This is a genomic window from Paenibacillus fonticola DSM 21315 (assembly GCF_000381905.1).
Classification (GTDB): Bacteria; Bacillota; Bacilli; order Paenibacillales; family Paenibacillaceae; genus Fontibacillus; species Fontibacillus fonticola.
Genome location: NZ_KB907285.1, coordinates 19,681 through 40,486, shown reverse-complemented (window position 1 = coordinate 40,486; position 20,806 = coordinate 19,681). Strand labels below are relative to the sequence as shown.

Annotated in this window: 18 protein-coding genes and 3 pseudogenes; 16 read left to right on the top strand and 5 right to left on the bottom strand. The window is 44.1% G+C overall.

Annotated elements, in window-relative coordinates:
* The first annotated feature begins 82 nt into the window (after nt 1-82).
* Nucleotides 83-877: an SDR family NAD(P)-dependent oxidoreductase gene (locus G358_RS0127295; RefSeq protein ID WP_026342502.1), complete on the top strand. Its 795-nt coding sequence runs from the start codon at nt 83-85 to the stop codon at nt 875-877.
* Between the two features lie 112 nt (nt 878-989).
* Here the strand turns inward: G358_RS0127295 and G358_RS0127290 are convergent, their stop codons facing one another.
* Nucleotides 990-1,664 carry an SOS response-associated peptidase gene (locus G358_RS0127290; protein WP_019640446.1) on the bottom strand — a complete coding sequence of 225 codons (675 nt, stop codon included), beginning with the start codon at nt 1,662-1,664 and terminating at the stop codon, nt 990-992.
* 153 nt (nt 1,665-1,817) lie between these two features.
* Here G358_RS0127290 and G358_RS0127285 point away from each other — a divergent pair, with 153 nt between their 5' ends.
* The 3 genes from G358_RS0127285 (at nt 1,818) to G358_RS0127275 (ending at nt 4,099) form a co-directional block, all read left to right on the top strand.
* Complete coding sequence (locus G358_RS0127285; RefSeq protein WP_019640445.1) at nt 1,818-2,339, top strand: GNAT family N-acetyltransferase; 522 nt, start codon at nt 1,818-1,820, stop codon at nt 2,337-2,339.
* 277 nt (nt 2,340-2,616) lie between these two features.
* Complete coding sequence (locus G358_RS34150; protein ID WP_019640444.1) at nt 2,617-2,721, top strand: DUF6254 family protein; 105 nt, start codon at nt 2,617-2,619, stop codon at nt 2,719-2,721.
* A 181-nt stretch (nt 2,722-2,902) separates the two neighbouring features.
* Nucleotides 2,903-4,099 carry a macrolide family glycosyltransferase gene (locus G358_RS0127275; protein ID WP_019640443.1) on the top strand — a complete coding sequence of 399 codons (1,197 nt, stop codon included), beginning with the start codon at nt 2,903-2,905 and terminating at the stop codon, nt 4,097-4,099.
* Here G358_RS0127275 and G358_RS0127270 read toward each other — a convergent pair.
* Entirely contained in the window at nt 4,080-5,564 is a 1,485-nt protein-coding gene (locus tag G358_RS0127270) for an amidase (protein WP_019640442.1), read from the bottom strand. The two genes, G358_RS0127275 and G358_RS0127270, sit on opposite strands and share 20 nt — an antisense overlap.
* A 173-nt stretch (nt 5,565-5,737) precedes the next feature.
* On the opposite strand from G358_RS0127270, the gene G358_RS0127265 reads away from it, so the two are divergent.
* From G358_RS0127265 to G358_RS0127240, 7 genes and pseudogenes are all read left to right on the top strand, one after another.
* On the top strand, nt 5,738-8,872 hold the full coding sequence (locus G358_RS0127265) for a hybrid sensor histidine kinase/response regulator (RefSeq protein WP_205621571.1): 3,135 nt from the start codon (nt 5,738-5,740) through the stop codon (nt 8,870-8,872).
* 67 nt (nt 8,873-8,939) lie between these two features.
* A complete protein-coding gene (locus G358_RS0127260; RefSeq protein WP_019640440.1) occupies nt 8,940-9,818 on the top strand; it encodes a D-Ala-D-Ala carboxypeptidase VanY in 879 nt (292 codons plus the stop codon).
* Between the two features lie 170 nt (nt 9,819-9,988).
* Nucleotides 9,989-10,191 (top strand): annotated as a pseudogene (locus G358_RS32720) (DNA-binding transcriptional regulator); the annotation flags it as partial.
* 78 nt (nt 10,192-10,269) lie between these two features.
* Nucleotides 10,270-10,902, top strand: a complete 633-nt coding sequence (locus tag G358_RS0127255) for a type 1 glutamine amidotransferase family protein (protein WP_019640439.1) — start codon at nt 10,270-10,272, stop codon at nt 10,900-10,902.
* Between the two features lie 240 nt (nt 10,903-11,142).
* Nucleotides 11,143-11,346: a hypothetical protein gene (locus G358_RS0127250; protein ID WP_019640438.1), complete on the top strand. Its 204-nt coding sequence runs from the start codon at nt 11,143-11,145 to the stop codon at nt 11,344-11,346.
* A 172-nt stretch (nt 11,347-11,518) separates the two neighbouring features.
* Nucleotides 11,519-11,902, top strand: a complete 384-nt coding sequence (locus G358_RS0127245) for a VOC family protein (RefSeq protein ID WP_019640437.1) — start codon at nt 11,519-11,521, stop codon at nt 11,900-11,902.
* 141 nt (nt 11,903-12,043) lie between these two features.
* Entirely contained in the window at nt 12,044-12,508 is a 465-nt protein-coding gene (locus tag G358_RS0127240) for a hypothetical protein (RefSeq protein ID WP_019640436.1), read from the top strand.
* Between the two features lie 359 nt (nt 12,509-12,867).
* Here G358_RS0127240 and pdxR read toward each other — a convergent pair whose 3' ends face one another.
* On the bottom strand, nt 12,868-14,298 hold the full coding sequence (gene pdxR / locus G358_RS0127235; RefSeq protein ID WP_019640435.1) for a MocR-like pyridoxine biosynthesis transcription factor PdxR: 1,431 nt from the start codon (nt 14,296-14,298) through the stop codon (nt 12,868-12,870).
* A gap of 110 nt (nt 14,299-14,408) precedes the next feature.
* On the opposite strand from pdxR, the gene G358_RS0127230 reads away from it, so the two are divergent.
* The 3 genes and pseudogenes from G358_RS0127230 (at nt 14,409) to G358_RS30975 (ending at nt 18,806) form a co-directional block, all read left to right on the top strand.
* On the top strand, nt 14,409-15,428 hold the full coding sequence (locus G358_RS0127230; protein ID WP_019640434.1) for an aldo/keto reductase: 1,020 nt from the start codon (nt 14,409-14,411) through the stop codon (nt 15,426-15,428).
* 281 nt (nt 15,429-15,709) lie between these two features.
* Nucleotides 15,710-18,325, top strand: a pseudogene (gene ppsA / locus G358_RS31445) (phosphoenolpyruvate synthase).
* 115 nt (nt 18,326-18,440) lie between these two features.
* Nucleotides 18,441-18,806, top strand: coding sequence for a hypothetical protein (locus tag G358_RS30975; protein ID WP_019640431.1), 366 nt, complete (start codon nt 18,441-18,443; stop codon nt 18,804-18,806).
* A gap of 75 nt (nt 18,807-18,881) precedes the next feature.
* On the opposite strand, the gene G358_RS0127215 is transcribed toward G358_RS30975, so the two are convergent.
* Nucleotides 18,882-19,676, bottom strand: coding sequence for an SDR family NAD(P)-dependent oxidoreductase (locus G358_RS0127215; RefSeq protein WP_019640430.1), 795 nt, complete (start codon nt 19,674-19,676; stop codon nt 18,882-18,884).
* A 21-nt stretch (nt 19,677-19,697) separates the two neighbouring features.
* On the bottom strand, nt 19,698-19,838 hold the full coding sequence (locus G358_RS33305; RefSeq protein ID WP_019640429.1) for a hypothetical protein: 141 nt from the start codon (nt 19,836-19,838) through the stop codon (nt 19,698-19,700).
* Nucleotides 19,839-20,062: 224 nt separating this feature from the next.
* Between G358_RS33305 and G358_RS34145 the strand changes: the two are divergent.
* Nucleotides 20,063-20,281: pseudogene (locus G358_RS34145) on the top strand (helix-turn-helix domain-containing protein); the annotation flags it as partial.
* A 166-nt stretch (nt 20,282-20,447) separates the two neighbouring features.
* Nucleotides 20,448-20,798 carry a DUF2200 domain-containing protein gene (locus G358_RS0127200; protein ID WP_019640427.1) on the top strand — a complete coding sequence of 117 codons (351 nt, stop codon included), beginning with the start codon at nt 20,448-20,450 and terminating at the stop codon, nt 20,796-20,798.
* Nucleotides 20,799-20,806: the final 8 nt, after the last annotated feature.

Genomic DNA, 20,806 nt, shown 5'->3' with positions numbered 1-20,806 from the left:
GGCGCAGTAGGCTAGTTACCGGGCAATTCAGACAAGGTAATATAATCACTATCCAAAGCACAAAGGAGATATGGATTATATTATGGATATGGGATTAAACAATAAAACCGCTTTAATTACGGGATCAACGAAAGGCATAGGTAAAGCCATTGCCATTGAACTTGCCAAGGAAGGCGTTAATGTCCTTATTAATGGACGAGATTACGAGGAAGTAGAACGAATTGTAAATGAAATCAAGTCGGATTTCCCGGCTACCTTTCCACAAAATGCTACAGCCGGTATAGTAGATAAAGAGCAGAGAGAAGCTCTATTCGAGAAATTCCCCCATATTGATATTTTAGTTAACAACATGGGAATATATGAAATCATGCAATACGAGGACGCCGACGATGAAGTATGGCATAAATACTTCCGTACTAATGTTCTTGCTGCGAATGGCTTAACTAAATATTATTTGCCTAAAATGCTGCAAAATGATTATGGCCGCATTATCTTTATGGCGAGTGAAGAAGCCATGATGCCTTCGGGGAAAATGCCCCAGTATGCAATGACCAAATCCGCGCTATTATCCCTGTCAAAAAGCTTATCTAAGTTAACTATAGGAACAGAAGTGACGGTTAATACGATCATGCCAGGACCGACACTTTCTGAAAATGTGCAGCAAATCATTGGAGGGATATACCCTGATGAGAATATGTCTTTTGCAGAAAAAGAGAAACAATTTATGGCTGCAAACCTGCCTCAATCTGAAATACAGCGATTTATCAGGCCCATCGAAATAGGCAGACTGGTTGCATTTATATCTAGTCCGCATGCATCCGCCTTTAAAGGTTCTCCTATCCGAATGGATGGGGGCATGGTGCCGACGATTATCTAGTGAATACCGTGCGACATTCATGTAAAATCAAGATTGTATGGCAAATTTCCATCTGAGACAATTGCTAAAGTTATCGATAAACCTTATATTTCAATGATCCGGGCGCGGGAAATCAGCGCTTGATCCACGCCCGGTTTAAATCCATTTCCCGAATGCATTCATCGGTGTCATGCCTGTTGTTCTCGATCAATGGCGTTACCGCATAAGCATGCATTTCTGCAGCCGAATGAGGTATTAGAATCGGATCGAGGGCATCGAGGTCGTTCGTCCGCTCATCGAGCCACCGGGCCATGTTCTCCGGAGACAGAATTGCCGGCATGCGGCTCTCAAATTCCCCAATCAGCGGGTTGGCATCCGTCATGACCAGCGTGCAGGTCCGGAGCGGTTCCCCGCGTGCATCCCGCCAAATTTCGTATAAACCGGCGACCCCAAACATACTGCGGTTTTTCATGACCACTCGCACCGCGTATGATCTTTTTCCTTCCTGCTTCCAATAATACAATCCGTTGCACGGAATGACGCAACGCTGTTTGTCCACCATTTTGCGATAGGCCGGATTACGATGCACGTTCCTAAGATCCGCGTTAATCGCATCTTTGCCCCAGTAAGGAATGAAGCCCCAACGAAATTCATCCAGAATTCGCTCCCCGTTTTGTTGCAGGACGACCGGTATATTTTGCGTTGGGCTGATATTATAGCGGTTCCTATAGTAATACATGACTCTTTCTATCTGAAAATGCTCTTGAACCTCCGGCAGCTCGGCTGCCATCGAAAAACGTTGACACATGAATCATCAGCCTCCTCATAACCCATAGTTTTTGGTTAAAGGAGGAAATTTATTCATGCTCTCGGCGATATCTGAATGAAGTGTGAAATGGTAATTGGATAGAAGGGAGTATAATATGGATATAAGAACAGCTAGATAAGGGAGAATTTGATCATGAACGATAAACAGTTTGAACATATTTTCGCGCTGCTGAAAGCCTCATTCCCAACAAGTGAACGAAGAAATTACGCCGGACAGAAGGAATTGCTGGCCGATCCGCATTACCGTCTCATTACGGAAACAAATAGCGATAACCAAGTAATCGCGTTTATGGCCGTATGGGAATTTCCTTCGTTTCGGTTCATCGAACATATTGCTGTTGATCCAAACACGCGTGGGAGCGGTATAGGCGGTAAAATCATGGCGTCCTATATGGAAGAGTCATCCAAGCCCATCCTGTTGGAGGTAGAATATCCTGATACTGACATGGCACAACGGAGAATAGGCTTTTATGAGCGCTTGGGGTTCCGGCTCAATCCTTTTGATTATGTGCAGCCGCCGCTTCAGAAAGGGGAGACCTATTTACCGCTGAAGATTATGAGCTATCCTCAAATTCTCACGGAAGAGGAGTTTACCGATCGAAAAGAAATTTTGTATACAAACGTGTATAAGGTTACTGAGCTGCCGAGTCAATGATGATTCGGCAGCCTTTGCATCTATTGGTCTGGCTTCATTTATAATCTGTCAAGGTTCCTCTTGTTTACTCTAGGCCAAGCATGGCGCGGCACATATTGAGCCATTGTTTTATAGATCATCTCCCATTGATTTTCGTCAAGCAATCCGATCGGGGCCGATGAGCTGCATGTAGAAAAGGGTTGCTATGCAAAAAAGCTGCTTCATGCATGAGCAGTTCCCTGGTATGACACCATAAGGAAGTGGTATACAACTCATTTTCCAAAGGAGGATATGTGCTATGGCTCACCAGAAGCGAAGGAAAGAAGCTGCATGGAAGTCTCGAAAGCAACACCAGCATCCTCATGGTAAAATCAAATCGCTTAAGGAATTGTCCAACGAATAGGACAAGGGGTATACTACATGTAAGTGAAAGACTGTCGGAAGAGTTTACCGGCAGTCTTTTTTACGCAATATTGACTTGCTCTGCAAACATCGGTTGAATAACGGATTTCAAGTCTACAGAGCTATAGATTTGTATATAGAACTATAGAACTAAAGGACTGCATACCTAAGGAGTGACTGAAATGGCTCGTGTTCTATTTATTAATGGCGGATCAGAGGGACATATCAATCCCACGATTGGACTTGTAGAAGAGCTTGTTTCGCGTGGGGAAGAGGTCGTGTACTTTTGCATAGACGCTTTCCGAGAGCGGATGGAGAAAGCGGGAGCAACGGTTCGAACATTTGACGATCAGAAATTAATAAAAGCCTTTGTCTCAGGTGGAAGAACTTATACCCTCGAAAGAGTCAACGGACTTTTACTTACAGCAGATGTCGTCATACCTAGCGTTCTTGAACAGATCCAGGGAGAGCATTTTGATTATATCATCCATGATTCCATGTTTGGTTGCGGACGTTTGCTCGCTCAAATTATGAAGCTTCCGGCAATCAGCTCCTGTACTACTTTTGCGCAGACAAAAGCATCATTCGACCAGATGCTGGAGCAATTTTTCAAAAATGTCCCTGCGGAAATAGTTCAACCTATAAACGATCAATTTCAAAGCCTGACGAAAAGGATTCACGAAAAATATGGGGCGGAGGTCGCTTCCCCTTACGAAGTGTTTTGTAATCCCGCCCCGCTTACGATCGTTTATACAACAAAGGAGTTTCAGCCTGATGGAGAAGCGTTCGATTCAACCTATAAATTCGTAGGCCCATCCATCTCTTCACGTATGACTCAACAAAACTTCGACTTTGCGGCAATCCAGGGGAAAAACCCTATTTACATTTCATTAGGTACAGTCTTTAACCAGGCCGCCCATTTTTATAAGCTTTGTTTTGAAGCATTTGGGAACACGGAACATACGATTGTGATGTCTATCGGCGGTAAAACCCCAATATCTGATTTAGGGGAAATCCCTAAAAACTTTATCGTCAAAAATTATATTCCACAAACCGATATACTTCAGCATGCTAAATTGTTTATTACACATGGCGGAATGAACAGTACCCATGAAGGTCTCTATTATGGCGTTCCGCTCATGGTGATTCCGCAAAGCGCGGATCAGCCGGTCATAGCGGAGCAAGTCGCCAAGACCGGAGCCGGCATGCGATTGCAAATGCAAGGCTTGACTGTTAATCAATTGCGTGAGGCCGCTGATCAGGTGTTAAGCTCATCTTATGTGGAAGCCGCTGCGAATATAAAGAATTCCTTCCAAAATTCGGGCGGGTGCCGTCAAGCTGTGGATGAAATTTTCGAATTTATAAGTCTCTCTCTCTGATTACCCATAATGAAGAATTTTCTAAAAGATGGGCTAATGAGAACAAATCATGCTCCCGTCCCTTGGCAGACATGATTTGCACACCTAAAGGCAATCCTGTCTCGGTAAGAAATACCGGAACACTCATGGCCGGCGTCCCGGTCAGGTTAGCCAGTTGAGTGAACGGGGTATAGGTCAGACTTGGCTCAAACATGTCGTAAATTAGCTCCTGCTGTTTTTGTTTGGAAAGCTCGCTTACGGTAAGCAGATGCTGAATCTGCTCCGGGCCCGGTGTTAATTCACCGACACGCGGGGCAGGGAAGGCTGTCGCCGGCGTAATATAAAAGTCGTACCGATCCCAAATCGTATTCATTTGGGCTGCAGCTGTGTCCCAATCCGCAAGGCTGAGCACATATTCAGCGGCGGATAGCTTGCGCCCGGCTTCCAGCAGCACCCAGCCTTCAATTTCGATATCTTCCGATGTAATTGCTCTTCCGAGAGCGCGCTCGATATTCAGCGCCATGGCAGCCATTTCGCCGCTGTTCATAATACAGTAATTTTCCATAAGCTGCATTCCGTTGACGGGGCTGGATTTCTCATCGATAAAGTGACCTTCTGCTTCCAGAAACTTAACCAGCTGCAGCACGGCTTGTTTGGCATCATCACTGACCTCCGTACCTACAGGAGAATCGGTAGTATAGGCAATACGATATGTTCTATCCTTATTCCGGTACATATCTTCGAGATATTTCCCCGGATACAAGGGGAACTGGAATGCAGCTTCGTTCTGCAGCACCTGGAGCACATCAAGGAGGGCTGCACTGTCTCGAACTGTTTTGGACAAAGCAAAATCGATTGAGGCGCCTTGCCACTGTCTGCCAAAGCCGGGGCCTACCGGAGTCCGGCCGCGTGTCGGCTTTAGTCCAAACAGGCCGCTGAATGAAGCCGGTATGCGGATGGATCCGCCACCGTCGCTGGCGCCGGCCATCGGGACCATACCGGAAGCGACGGCTGCTGCGGAGCCTCCGCTGGAACCGCCAGGCGAGTGGAGAGGGTTCCATGGATTGCGTGCAGGGCCGTGCAATTTCGGCTCTGTAATATTTTTCAGCCCGAACTCGGGGGTGTTGGTATGACCAAGGGGAATAAACCCGGCTTTGCGCAATTTGGCGACAAAATGGGAATCCGACGGGGCTTTATGATGCTGGAACAGACGAGAGCCGGAAGTCAGCGGTTCACCGCCGATGGCTTGGGAAATATCTTTGAGCAAAATAGGTACACCCGCAAACGGTTGTTCGCCGATATTGACTTGACCAGCTTCATGTAAAGCTGCTTCATAGCGGGTATGCACGACCGCATTTAGTTTGGAATTATGGTGATTGATTTGTTTAATAGCAGCATGTACGAGTTCAATAGGCGAAACTTCTTTATTTCGAACAAGTTGAGCCAGCCCTACAGCGTCATAGGATGTATAAGGGAAAATAGACATTTAAAACTCTCCTTTCAGATTGTCCATTGATAGAGCATTACGAATCTCATCCATAGATCGATCATATATCAATCGTCCGTTTTAAAGTCATGTTTGTTATAGTATATATGAAATGCTCGCATAAGCATAAAGGAGAGGAATGTTTCTTGGCAATTGATTCGGCAAGGTCTCCCATGAAAAAGAGCCATATTATTTTATTACTAGGGTTATTACTCGTCATTTTGTCCAGCCTGCGTATTTTTTGGATGGATTTTTTCTCTGATCAAAAACAGGTCTCCATTCAGCAGGGGCAGCTGGATTTACGAGATTGGAATGCCAAAGACGGCGATGTTCTTTTGCTGGATGGGGAATGGGAATTCTACCCTTCACAATGGTTGATGGACGTCACACCGCGGCAAGGATTAAACGAAAATAAGCCACAGCTTATTCAGGTTCCGGGAGGATGGAATGAAGCTTTGGATGCGGACAAGCCAACTCCATATGGCTATGCTTCATATCGCTTGCTTCTTTATGTAAATCCGGAAGAGGAAATTAATTATAGTATTCGCGTGCCTAGCGTGCGCACTTCATCAGAATTATACATAAATGGCCGGCGGGTTGCTCAATCCGGACAGGTGGCGGAAACGAAAGATGATTATATTTCCAAAAACCTGCCTTATTCCGCAACCTTTACGGCAGACGAAAACGGCGTAATCGAACTCGTGTTACAGGCGGCGAATTATGTAGATAGCCGCAGCAGCGGCATTGCCCGATCCATTAAATTTGGCTCAGAAGAAACGATCATAAAGGAAATGAAAGTCTCCATTTCTATGCAGCTTCTGGCAGCTGTTATATTTCTTATGCATTCTATCTATGCGCTGATTTTGTTTTTGCTGGGAAATAAAGAAAAGAGGCTGCTTTATTTTTCTTTGGTGACATTATGCATAACACTGACTAGTGTATTAAGTAATGATGAGAAGTTGTTTCACCAATTATTTTACATCGGAAGTGATTGGGATTTCAGGTTATCGAATGTGGCTCTCGTTATTGGGACTTATGCTTTGCTTGAGTGTACGAATCATCGCGAGCTCCCTTACTGGAGAAGGATGTACCCGGTATATAAAGTTATTAATTTAGGGACTGCTGGCATCACGTTGTTGTTAGCTCCCCATCAGGTGATTATGCTCTTCCCAGTTTATTATTTGCTGGGCGGCATTGCTGCGGGAATTACGATGGTGGCATTTTTTAATAAAGCGATCAAGGATAGAAAAGGAAATCTTTTACTGCTTGTTTCAATTTTTGCGCTGATGCATCATTTTGTTTGGTCATTATCCTGGCGGGAAAGCGGTTTAAGTCTTGTCTACTACCCGTTTGATCTGATTCTTTCGATGGGTTGTCTGGCTTCTGTATGGTTTAAGGATTATTTTATTATGCATGCAAACACAAAGGTGCTTGCTTCAACATTGCAAAGAATGAATGACCATAAGGATCAATTTCTGGCCAATACTTCTCATGAATTTAAAAATCCGCTTCATAGCATGCTTAACATGTCCCAATCCGTCTTAAATAGGGAACGGCATTTGCTGCAGGAAAGAAGTATCAAAGATTTAGAAACCGTTTTATCGGTAGGACGCCGGCTGACCTTGATACTAAACGATTTGATTGATGTGATGAGTTTGCGGGATGGCCATCCGCGTCTTCAGAAACAAGCTATACGGATTCAGCCTATCGTGACCGGAGTTCTGGATATGCTGCAATTTAACGTCGAAGTGAAGTCCGTAAAAGTTGCAAATCAAATTCCAAAGGATTTCCCGCCCGTTATGGCCGATGAGAACCGGGTTATTCAAATCGTCTTCAATTTACTGCATAATGCTGTGAAATATACGAATGAAGGAGTCATTTCGATTCAAGCTACTGCGAAGGACGGATGGGCATATATTGCTATTACCGATACAGGGATCGGAATGGATGAAGAGATGATAAAGCGTCTATTCCGTCCGTATGAGCAAGCAGGTACGAACGAGACGCTGATTGAAGGCGGCTTTGGGTTAGGCTTAAGTATAAGCAAGCAGCTGGTTGAGCTTCATGGCGGTGCGTTAGATGTGTCCTCTGTTTTGGGAGAGGGCTCAAAATTTACATTTTCGTTAAAGCTAGCAGATCTAAAGGCACAGGAAGAGAACAATGTTTCTGACTCATTCGAACAGCTGGCATTACCGGTCATGCCAATTCATAATGAAGCTTCTGCCGGTTTGGAAATAGCGGAAATCCCGCCAGCTCCGAAAGAAGCAACTTTAATACAGTTAAACCGTGATCGGCCGCTCGTATTAATTGTTGATGATGATCCTATCAACCTTCAAGTACTTGAAGCCATACTGTCCCCGGACGAATATGATGTCACGCTGGTAACGAGCGGTAAAGAAGCGTTGGTTGAACTGGATACAAAGGAATGGGATCTCGTTATTTCCGATGTAATGATGCCCCAAATGTCCGGTTATGAGCTGACACGAATGATTCGTGAGCGATTCACACTGACAGAGCTTCCTGTTTTGCTGCTTACCGCAAGAAGCCAGCCGAAAGATATTCAAAGCGGTTTTTTGGCGGGAGCAAATGATTATGTGACCAAACCAGTAGAAGCGATAGAAATCAGGTCGCGGATCAAGGCGCTAACTACGATCAAACAAGTCGTTAAGGAACAATTGCAGTTAGAAGCCGCCTGGCTGCAAGCGCAAATTCAGCCTCATTTTTTATTTAATGCATTAAATGCAATAGCCGCTTTAAGTGATGTAAATTTGGATAAGATGCGTGATTTGCTTGCCGAGTTCAGCCATTTTTTACGGAATAAATTCAGTTTTCAAGATATGGACGGACTTATCCCTATCGAAGAGGAGCTAAATCTGGTGCGCTCTTACCTATACATTGAAAAGGTTCGGTTTGATGAAAGGCTGCAGGTGGTTTGGGAGATCAATGACTGCGAGGAATTAAAAGTCCCGTTTCTTTCGATCCAGCCTTTAGTTGAAAATGCGATCATACATGGCATTATGAAGCGTGCCCGCGGAGGAAAAATATATATTCGGATTTCTGTCGATGAAAACGATGCAGAGATTACAGTAGAAGACGATGGAATCGGAATGGACGAAGTTCAACTGCAGCAAATATTGGAAAGAAAGGCTGACCGTCATTCAGGAGTCGGATTGATCAATACGGATCAGCGCTTAAAACGGCACTTCGGAACAGGACTTCAAATTAAAAGTATGTTAGGTGCAGGCACAAAGGTAACTTTTCACATACGCACTCGCCAAATTAATAATTTAAGAAAAACTTTATATTAAACTCATATCTTCTTAAACAGTTTTCTTTATCCTATAAGGATAAGAAGGATTAGGAGGATGCGAAAGCATGAAGAAATGGATTTTCAGTATTATCGTTTTGCTGCTGCTGGGCTATGGATTTATGAAGTATAAGGCGGGCATCATCGACCAGTCCAATGAATGGCAACCTCCCGCCACAAACATAGACATTCCTGAAGCGGCTTCTCAAACGGGCGGGTTTACGATAAAAGTGACGAAAGAAATGGTTTTCCAAGGGGACCTGCTGCTTGTCAACAAGGACTATCCCGTTCCAGAAGGACTAAACCCCGAGTCAGAAGCGGTGAGTCTGGTGAAAAATCCCGAGCTGATCGACGGATTCGGCGTGCTCGATAATACGATCCAGCTATCACCCCGGCTGGCGGACAAATTTCGTACCATGGTCAAGGCCGCAGCACAGGAAGGGGTCAGCCATTTCTTAATCAGCAGCGGGTATCGGAGCGAAGCCAAGCAAGACGAGCTGTATCGCGAGATGGGGCCGCAATACGCTTTGCCGGCAGGGTATAGCGAGCACAACCTCGGTTTGTCGATGGATATCGGCTCCTCCCTGGCGGAAATGAATCAGGCCCCGGAAGGGAAATGGCTGAAAGATAATGGCTGGAAATACGGGTTTATTTTGCGTTATCCTGAAGATAAAACAGCGGTGACGGGCATTCAATTCGAGCCATGGCATTTCCGTTATGTCGGTTTGCCGCACAGCGCGATCATGTGGGAGAAGAATCTTGTCCTGGAGCAGTACCTGGATTTGCTGAAACAGCAGAAATCGATGAGCGCGACGATCGAGGGGGAGAGCTATGAAGTCTTTTACTTTTCGGTAACCGAAAATAACACGATCAACGTGCCGGCGTATGGAGAATACGAGATTTCCGGCAATAATGCGGATGGCATTATCGTTACGGTTCGTAAATAACCGGATGCCGGAATTTTTTTCGAAAGACGGGAAAAGCGTTCTCACAGTGGGTCTATTGTGAAGTCCACGCCCTTTTATGAGGTGCTGGAGAAAAAATTCGAGGCCAAGCATCCGGACATCGATCTGTAGGAATGATATCCGTAGTCTAGAGTAGATCGAATTGAACGTCTAATGCTAACCGAAGGGCGTTGGGAGATCTTTGCGAACATTGGTTTTTTAGGACATTATTTACAAGAACGGACGTATGATACATACATATGTACCTTATTTACTTTTACCGTACGGTAAATCCATTCAAGTTATTGAGCCATTAAATCTAAAGAAAGGACTTATTGAAGTTCTGTTGGAATTAATAAAATTTCATCAAGTATGATAATTCTTCCCTGACGTTAGCTGTCAGGGAAGTTATATTATCATTGGCTATATCAATTGTGAATGGGAGTGTTATTGGATGCAAACAAAAAAAGTTTATCTATATGTATTTAACACAATGTCAGACTGGGAATATGGATATTTAATTGCTGAACTAAACACAGGAAGATATTTCAAAAAAGATATAGCACCTTTAAAAGTAGTTACAGTAGGAGCTAATAAAGAAATAATTACTACGATGGGGGGACTAAGCATAAAACCAGATATTTCCCTTGATGAATGTACTCTTGAAAGTAAAGATCTTTTAGTTTTGCCTGGGGGGAATACTTGGGGAGAAGTTATTCATCAACCCATCTTGAAAAAAATTGGCGAAGCTTTAAAGCTCGGTACTATTGTTGCTGCAATTTGTGGTGCAACCGAGGCCCTTGCGAACATGGGATACCTAGATTCTAGAAAGCATACAAGCAATAACTTAGAGTATATTAAAACGGTTTGTCCTAATTATAAAGGAGAAAAATTTTATGAGATGGAACCTGCGGTATCTGGTGAGAACTTGGTTACTGCATCAGGAGTAGCTCCTCTGGAATTTGCGATGGAAGTGCTGAAAAAATTAGATGTATTTGCACCAGATACGTTAGATTCATGGTATAACCTAAATAAGACTCACAAGCCTGAATACTTCTTCCAGCTAATGAATTCTATAAATAGATGAATTTAATTATATATAAGCATTATCAATAGGAGACCAGAATCCAATCTACTTCTGTAAGTGTGGATTCGTAATTTCATAGCATGATAGAGTGAAGGGCTGCCAGCATGACCGGCAGCCCTTCGATATGTTGCTTGTAGGAACTGGAAACACACGCGATTCTGTATAAAATCGGCTGTTTCAACCATAAAATAACAGTAAAACAGCCGGGTTCATTCCACATATACAAAGGAGCAGATGAATGTGAAAAACAAAAGGTTGCTGGCATTGCTGTTAACCTTGGCGATAGTTTTTAGCATGATCCCAGTAGGATCTGTGAAAGCAAAGGCAGGAGAGGGCAAAGATATGTCTTGCCCAAGTTCCAAAATGGTGAAGCTAAAAGTCGATATGCAGAGACTAAGAGGATCAAAAGGTGGGCAGCTGCTGGCTGCCCGCCTTAATTTATAAATTTTCTAATTGCGTCGATGTATCGGGTACAATGTATTGAACTGCTTCGTGGTAAGATCCTTTTCATATCCCCTTAGGCCATAAATCAACCCTGTGCTATACGAAGCTGTTGGCACATCTATCATTGTGATAGCCATCGCATTTTTGATTACATCAAAGGAGGAATAGCAGTATGAAAATCGTTGTTACCAGTATATTCGTACAAGATCAAGACAAGGCGCTGGCGTTTTATTTAGAAAAGCTGGGCTTTGTAAAAAAGGAGGACGTTCCTGTCGGAGAATTTAGGTGGATCACACTTGTTTCGCCTGATGATCGTGACGGCCCTGAGCTGTTGCTCGAACCGAATAACCATCCTGCCGCAAAGGAGTATCAAAAGAAGATATTTGCTGATGGCATTCCAGCAACTATGTTTGGCGTTGCAGATATTCGCAAAGAGTACGACCGATTAATGGAAAAAGGCGTGAAGTTTACGATGGAACCGACAAAAATGGGTGACGTCACAATAGCTGTCTTCGACGATACATGCGGCAACCTTATTCAGATCGTACAGAAATAAAATATAGCGAAAAAAATGTTGACATGCCACCATTTGGTCTCATATAATCAACAAGACACCAAATGGTGTCTTGTTCAGGTCAATCCGAACTACTTGGAAATCATGATGAAGATGTAAAAAGTGATGCGAGGAGAGATAGAAATGCCCTATATCGTTGATTTAAAAAATGTTTCCACGGTTGGTTTAGAATCTTCACCAGTAGCAGAAGCGCTTGCTGGTTTACGCGCGAATGAAGCCCGCTATTTTATGAACAAATACAAGCATGAATTTACGGTTGTGCCCGCCAGCGAAAGCCAGGAGACCCTGGATTATGTGAGCCGGATTTTGAAAGAAGAACGGGATATTGAGTTTTCAAGCAAACCTTTAGAAACGTCGCGTCTTCAAGTGGAAAATATCAAATGGACCTTCGTTTTTTATGAAGATGGTCTAGGGGTTAACGTCCTGTATACGATCGATGACCCTAAAAAGCGGGCCGTTGGTTTTAAGCTATCTGAGGGGATGGAAATCCCCAAGGAGTTAGAGGGGAAATTTAAGTTTGCCAGGCAGAAGTCTAAACTAGCTGGAACCATCCGGGGCTCGTTTTTTGTAATTAAGGGAGAGTATTGAACCCTGTGTGTTCTCATATCGGGATTCGAAAGCATAATAAACAATTTGAGCCGGGTACTCTTTCCTTAACGTGGAACAACCGGCTCTTTATTTTCAAAAAAAATGTCTTGTCGGACGAAATCCTCTGGATCATTTGATTCCATATTCGTTGATGGCAATATTCCCAATTAGGTATTAATGGCGTCAGAGTAGGGAGCTGATCTGTTTGATTTTTCGTATAGAATCGTCAAAATATACGCCAAATGGTGAATTGTATACGACTTTTCATATAGAATGCTCCAATTTTCGTTAGTTCAGCGAAATCTATTTGATTTTTCATACACAATTTCAGGAATCTAAATTGACTTAAGACCCTTATATCAAGTAACGATATCTGATTTATTTTTAGAGCCTTTCAAAAAACGGTGAATCCTCAACAGGCCTTCCGTAATTTCCTCTTCAGTCAGATTTCCATATCCCAACACAACCTTACCCGGGTGATTTCCTTTACTATTTGCATAATCATCGAAAGTACTCAGGCGAACACCGAACGTTTCTACCTGTTGCCAATCGATCCCCCCATAGAGATCCGGTCTAAATACGATTTGCGCATGCATACCTGTTTCATCTCCTAATATTTTGGCGTCATCGCCGAAAATACGGTAGCATTGTTCTACCAGCAGGATGCGTTTCTTTTTGTAAATAGCTTTCATTTTTAAAATGTGCCGGTCATAATGACCATCCTCAATGAACCGGGTCAACACCGACTGTGTAATGCCCGAAGCGGTTAGATTCAGTTCCATTTTCGTTTGCAGGATACGTTGTATTAAATCAGGTGGAACGATAAGATATCCAATCCGCAGCGCTGGTGATAAGGTTTTGCTGAACGTACTGGCATAGATGACCCGTGTTGGAGCTAAAATCTGAAGGGGCGGAATCGGACTCCCTTTATGGCGGAACTCGCTATTATAATCGTCTTCCAACAAATAATGCCCCGCTGTTTCCGCCAATCTTACGGCCTGCTGTCTTCGTTGAATCGAGAGGATACTGCCGGTCGGATATTGGTGGGAAGGGGTAAGTATGATTAAACCTCCTGACTCCGATGCTGGAATACGGTTGATTATCATCCCTTGTTGATCGACATCGACATGATGAACCTTATATTTCCATTTCTGAAATATATCCGTGACAAATCCAATTGTCGGATCTTCGACATAAACGGTTCGAAACAGGTCGGATAAGGATGCCGCAAGCAGCAGAAAAGCTTCGGAGGTACCCGAAGTTACAATAATCTGATCGCTGCTGCAGCGTATTCCCTTCACACGGTATACATATTGGGAAATCGTTTCCCTCAATTCTTTCGTACCTTGCACGTCACTGTAATCAAATACAGTGTCTGGATCGTTATTCGTAATTTCCCTTACATATTTACTCCAAAGCCTGCGTGGAAAATGCATAAGATCGGGTGAGCCTGCATCAAAGTCGATCAGATTTTCTTGCTTTTTACTTGCTGGGACACGAGAAGTTTGGGAGATCTGGGAGGAGGGAAGAGGTCGCAGTGGCCGGGACTGGATGCCGTCAGAAATATAAGTGCCCGAGCCAACGCGAGTCGTTAAGTAACCTTCGGCCGTCAGCTGCTCATATACCTCGATCATAATGTTCCGTGCAATGCGCAGCTCTTGGGCAGCCTGACGCGTAGGCGGTAGACGGAGGCCGGGAGCGAGGGCTCCGGTTTCAATATTTTCGCGTAAAAAGCTGCATAACTGTTTGGTAAAAGAGCCGCCATCCGTTGTGGGAATGAAGCCGAACATTTCTCTGTACCTCCTAATTGGTTCTTCGAAATCATTCATTTTTGGTTCTATAAATTACCAATACCACCTATTATACTGAATGTGAATTAATCGTCAAAGGAGTTGAGCAAGTGTTTAGAAGAAAATTGGGAAAATCGGGATTGGACGTAAGCGCTCTTGGAATGGGCTGCTGGGCGATCGGCGGGCCTTGGCATGATGCGTTAACGGGTGAACCTTACGGATGGGGGAAGGTTGATGACCGTGAATCAATTGCAGCCATTCACTGCGCGATCGACTACGGGATTAATTTCATTGATACATCCGACAATTATGGGGCCGGACACAGCGAAGAAGTAATCGGACAAGCGTTGCAAGGAAGGCGAGATCGAATGATCATTGCCACCAAATTCGGTCATGTTACAAATGAGCACACCAAAGAAGCTTTAGGGCAAAACGCTAGTGCTGAATATATCAGATTGGCTTGCGAAGCTTCACTGCGAAGACTGAACACCGACTATATCGATCTGTATCAATTCCATATCGGGGATTACCCCGAACATCTGGCCCAAGAAGTTAAGGCTGTGCTTGAGGAACTTGTTCAGGAAGGCAAAGTCCGTTATTTCGGGTGGTCAACCGACTTCCCTAACCGCGCCGAAATATTCGCGCAAAGCCCGTATTGTACGGCGATTCAACATGAGTTAAATCTATTCCGCAACAATACGGATATGCTGAACTTATGCGAAAAGTATCATCTGTCGAGCATCAATCGGGGGCCTCTTGCCATGGGGCTGCTGACCGGGAAATATTCGGAGGAAATAACGGTGGCAGATCCTAAAGATATTCGGCGCAGAAACAACTTGGACTGGTTGGAATACTTTAAAGACGGAATTCCATCCCCGGTGATGACACATCAACTGCAAGCGATCCGGGATATTTTGACTTCAAATGGCCGGACGCTGACCCAAGGAGCTCTTGCGTGGATTTGGGCAAAAAGCGATACGACGCTCCCCATTCCAGGTTTCCGTACTGTACAGCAGGTAATTGAGAATGCGGAGGCAATAAAATTCGGACCGTTAACCCCGGTTGAGATGGCGCAAATCAGCCAGTTGATGACTGATTCAGCTGAGTCATGGAAGGAAGAGCGGACGTAAACTGTAATGAAGGAAGCGAAGGAACTTCAGTATTTCCTTATGCTGAATGACTGAGCCCGGCTCGAACATGGTTGTACTCGTGGAAAATCACAAAAAAAGAACCTGGTCATATTCACCAGGTTCTTTAATATTGCATATGAACAGACACGATGATACAATCAGATCATCACTGTCTAATTTTAAATAGACATAAGTATCGTATCTTACATTTTAAGTGTACCACGCCGGTAAACTCTTGTCAAATGATTTTTTCTCAATCCAATGGTTAGGGGAGATGTTGTATGAGTTCTTTGGTTCTCGGCTTCCAGGAAATCGAAAAAAACCAGCTTTGGCTCGTTGGCGGGAAAGGGTTAAATTTAGGCACATTATCAAAAATGGATGGAATACATGTGCCCGTAGGATTTTGTGTGACCACCGTGGGATATCAAAAAGCCATCGCAGAAAACGAAACGTATCATGCTTTATTGGATCAACTAACCAAGCTGAATGTAGAAGATCGAGGCCAGATTGCTGAAATCAGCAGGGAGATCAGGCAAACCGTTATGGAGGAAGAAATTCCTTCCGATATTGTGGAAGCAGTGACAGAATATCTCTCCCGGCTTGGCGAGGAGCATGCTTATGCCGTACGTTCTAGTGCGACTGCTGAAGATTTGCCGCATGCCTCTTTTGCGGGTCAACAAGACACGTACTTAAATATTATCGGCACAGAAGCCATTCTGAAGCATATCCGCAAATGCTGGGCTTCCCTGTTTACGGATCGCGCGGTCTTCTACCGTATGCAAAATGGATTCGACCACTGTCAGGTTTACTTGTCCGTGATCATTCAAAGGATGGTTTTCCCGCAGGCTTCGGGAATTTTATTTACCGCTGATCCAATGACTTCTAACCGAAAGGTGTTATCTATCGATGCCAGTTTCGGACTCGGAGAAGCGCTGGTCTCGGGTTTGGTATCTGCCGATGGTTATAAAGTACAGGAAGGTAAAATCGTCGAAAAGATCATAGCAGCGAAATCATTGGCAATCTATGGCTGAAAAGAAGGCGGAACCGAGACACAGCAAATCGATCCTGATCAGCAAAAGGCACAAACACTGACGGAACAACAAATTTTACAACTGGCACGCATCGGGAGACAGATCGAAGCATATTTCGGCCAGCCACAAGATATCGAATGGTGTTTGGTCCACGATACCTTCCACATTGTCCAGAGTCGACCCATCACGACGTTATTCCCGATCCCTGAAGCGAATGATCAAGAAAATCACGTCTATGTATCTGTCGGGCATCAGCAAATGATGACGGACCCCATAAAACCATTGGGACTTTCTTTTTATCTGTTAACGACTCCGGCACCGATGCGTAAAGCTGGCGGAAGGTTGTTTGTCGATGTGACACCTATGCTGGCTTCGTCTGCAAGCAGAGAAATAATATTAAATACGCTGGGCCAGTCCGATCCGCTCATTAAAGACGCGCTTCTGACCATCATTGAGCGGGGGGATTTTATAAAACTGCTGCCAAATGAGAACAAAGACCAGAGTTCCAGCCCAAGCCATAACGCTACATCGTCAGCGGGTGTTCAAGCACCAAGCGAACCCGATCCGTCCATGGTTCCTGATTTGATTAAGCAGAGTCAAACCTCGATCGAAGTATTGAAACAGCACATCCAAACGAAATCCGGAGTGGATTTGTTCGATTTTATCCTCAAGGATATCCATGAATTAAAGAGAATTTTATTTGATCCGCAAAGCTCGGCTGTAATTATGGCTGCTATGAATGCTTCATCATGGATTAATGAAAACATGTACAAGTGGTTGGGTGAAAAAAATGCAGCCGACACACTTTCTCAATCTGTACCGGGCAATATTACTTCAGAAATGGGCCTGGCGTTATTGGATGTTGCAGATACGATCCGCCCTTATCCGGAAGTCATTGAATATTTGCAACATGTTAAAGAGGATGACTTTGGGGATGAACTGCTTCAGTTGAATGGCGGGCTGGAAACCAAAGAGGCGATCGACGCTTTTCTGGACAAATACGGCATGCGATGTACCGGTGAAATCGATATTACCAGAACCCGCTGGAGCGAAAAACCAATTGCACTTGTCCCGTTGATTCTTAGCAACGTCAAAAATTTTGGACCTCAAGAAAGCCATCGAAAATTTGAGCAAGGACGAAAGGAAGCTTTGGCAAAGGAACAAGAGTTACTAGATCGCTTGAAACAGCTGCCGGATGGCGAACAAAAAGCCCGCGAAACCAAACAAAAGATCGACCTCATCCGGAAATTTATCGGGTATAGGGAATATCCCAAATATGGCATGGTGAATCGCTACTTCGTTTATAAACAGGCTTTACTGAAAGAGGCCGAGCGACTTGTGCAAGCTGGCGTTATTCATGACAAGGAAGATATATACTACCTCAGTTTTGAGGAATTTCACGAAGCTGCACGCACCAGCAAACTGGATGGCCAAATCATTAGTAAACGAAAAGACGAATACCGATTCTATGAAAAATTATCTCCGCCGCGGGTGATCACATCAGATGGTGAAATCATTGCAGGGGAGTACAAGAGAGAAAATCTTCCAGCCGAAGCTATTGCAGGTTTGCCTGTTTCCTCCGGAATGATCGAGGGACGGGCACGTGTCATCTTAAATATGGAGGATGCAGATTTAGAAGAAGGAGATATATTAGTCACCGCCTTTACAGACCCTAGCTGGACACCATTGTTTGTATCCATCAAAGGCCTAGTCACCGAAGTAGGTGGATTGATGACGCATGGAGCAGTTATTGCACGTGAGTATGGCTTACCAGCTGTTGTCGGTGTAGAAAATGCCACCAAGCTGATCAAGGAGGGGCAACGTATTCGCGTGCATGGAACAGAAGGTTATATTGAAATATTGTAACGGCTGAAGAGCAAAAATAGAGCAATTCCCGTTCAGTTCGAAGAACATGTGCTAACGCCTATGCATACTGTAGCGTAACGATGTATGTCGATGCTGAAGTGGGAGGATGAGATTCATGAATAGCCACAGAGCGTTCGCTCCATTTTCGCCTTTCTTTCCGTCACCTGGGGGAGGGCCTGGAGCGGGATTGCCTCCAGGTGTTACGCCGCCACCGCCTCAATTACTGGGTACGTTTCAGCAGCTATCGCAGTCTCCGGCTCTAGCGCAGAACTTCGTATTTCAGCAGCCGGCCCAAGGCGCCGTGTCATTTGCTGCAGGCTGTCAGAACCGATGGACGCTAATTGTCACTCGTACCTTTAACGTTTTTCTTATGTTTGTCACATCTACCAATCCATTTGGTTTTACACAGGGCTTTATATTTCCGACGTATTCGTTCGGAAGCTTTCCTTCGTCCGTTATTTTATGGTATACCTGCTTCTAAAAGTATATGTAATGGTGAACAGGTCCCCCTATATGTCTAACGGGGATCTGTTCTGTACACTGCTAAAACTGTTTATTAAAACACACTACGTACTAATCCTCCGTCTATTCGTAACGCGGAGCCATTAATAGCCGAAGAGAGCGGACTACTTAAGAAGGTAACAAAATGTGCAATTTCTTCCGGACGAATAAGCCTTTGGATAATGGAGGTTTGCCGGTTCTCTTTCATAAATCGTTGTTCTGCTTCGGCTATGGTCAATTTCTCATTAGGATAAAGGGTATTTAACATCGTTTCCACGCCTTCTGTTAAAGTGGAACCAGGCATAACCGTATTGACCGTCACAATTGTTCCTGTAGTCAGCTCGGCCAAACTGCGGGAGAGCGAGAGCTGCATCGTTTTGGTCGCGCTATAATGAGCCATTTCTTGAGATGGCATAATCGCTGCTTCGCTAGCGATAAAGATGACTCTGCCTTCTTTTTTGCGAATCATTTGTTTCAGATAATGGCGAGTCAGCCGGACACCACTCATGATGTTGACTTCAAACAGTTTGAACCAATCTTCATCAGAGATATTAAAATATTGTACAGGCTCAAAAATGCCAAGGTTGTTAATAAGAATGTCTACTTCAGCGTACTGTCTAATAACCTTTTGGCATCCTTGCTCTGTTCCTAGATCAGCGACAACGGACTTAAGGATAGCTTCAGGATACTTGGCTTGAATTTCTTGTATCGTCTGATTCACTTTTTCTTCGCGGCGTCCATTAATAAGTACTGTGGCGCCTTCCGAGACTAACGACAAGGCGATTGCCTTTCCAATTCCTGATGTAGAACCCGTCACCAGCGCCGTTTTTCCTTGCAAATTCAATTGCATATTTGTGCCTCCGAAAATGTTTTAGAAGTCAAAATTGTCCGGGTCAGGACCAACTCGGTAGTTCTGATTCAGTTCATTAATGCGCTTCATATCTTCGTCCGTCAACTCAAAATCAAATACCGTTGCATTTTCAATAATTCGATGTTCTTGTGTAGATTTCATAGTTCCATAGGCACTTTCTAGTTCCTGCTGTTAAAAGAAAGACTGATACGTTGCAAAAATACCGGCAGGAAGATATAAATACTATCCAACTAGTGATTGGGATAAACGTAGCGGGTGATTCTCAGGATCATATGGCCGATTGGGGTCAACTTCATGAAAATAGAACGGGGAGATCTTGATCGATATGCTGATTTTTTCATGCAGAAACAAATCTGGCGGACAATATCTCATATGATCAAATCGCGCAGATCGCCTGTTGTTCTACTTATCATTATCAACGAATGTTTCCGTTTATTACGGGAGTATCGTTATCTGAGTACATTCGACGTCGGCGGTTGACATTAGCAGCTTTTGAACTGCAGACAACAGATGCCAAGGTTATAGATGTAGCTATGAACAGGTGGAAGGCCCTAGCTTTTATGGAATGGCTGGGCATGATGCCGGGGAAATTTGGATACCAGTAAGGAAAAAATAACTTTTTACTCCTGCGACACGTAAAGATGTCCGAACGAGGTGTCTATGCCTGTTGTTAAATCTTACATTCACGTTTAAACCCGGCTTTATTTTTACTATAATAAAAATAAAAAAATCATATAAGCGAGGGCGATCATGACCAAACATCGGATTTATACAACAAGTGTCGCAAGTGTCTATCCCCATTATGTTACAAAGGCGGAGAAAAAAGGCCGTACGAAAGCAGAAGTCGATGAAATCATCCGTTGGTTGACAGGGTATAGCCAGGAAGAGTTAGAAGCGCATCTGGAGAAAAAAACAGACTTTGAGACATTTTTTGCGGAAGCTGCCCAAATAAATCCTTCCCGTACTCTAATCAAAGGTGTGGTCTGCGGTGTTCGAGTGGAAGACATCGAAGAGCCCACGATGCAGGAAATTCGCTATTTGGATAAGCTGATCGATGAGCTTGCCAAGGGAAAAGCGATGGAGAAGATTTTGAGAAAATAATAATTACA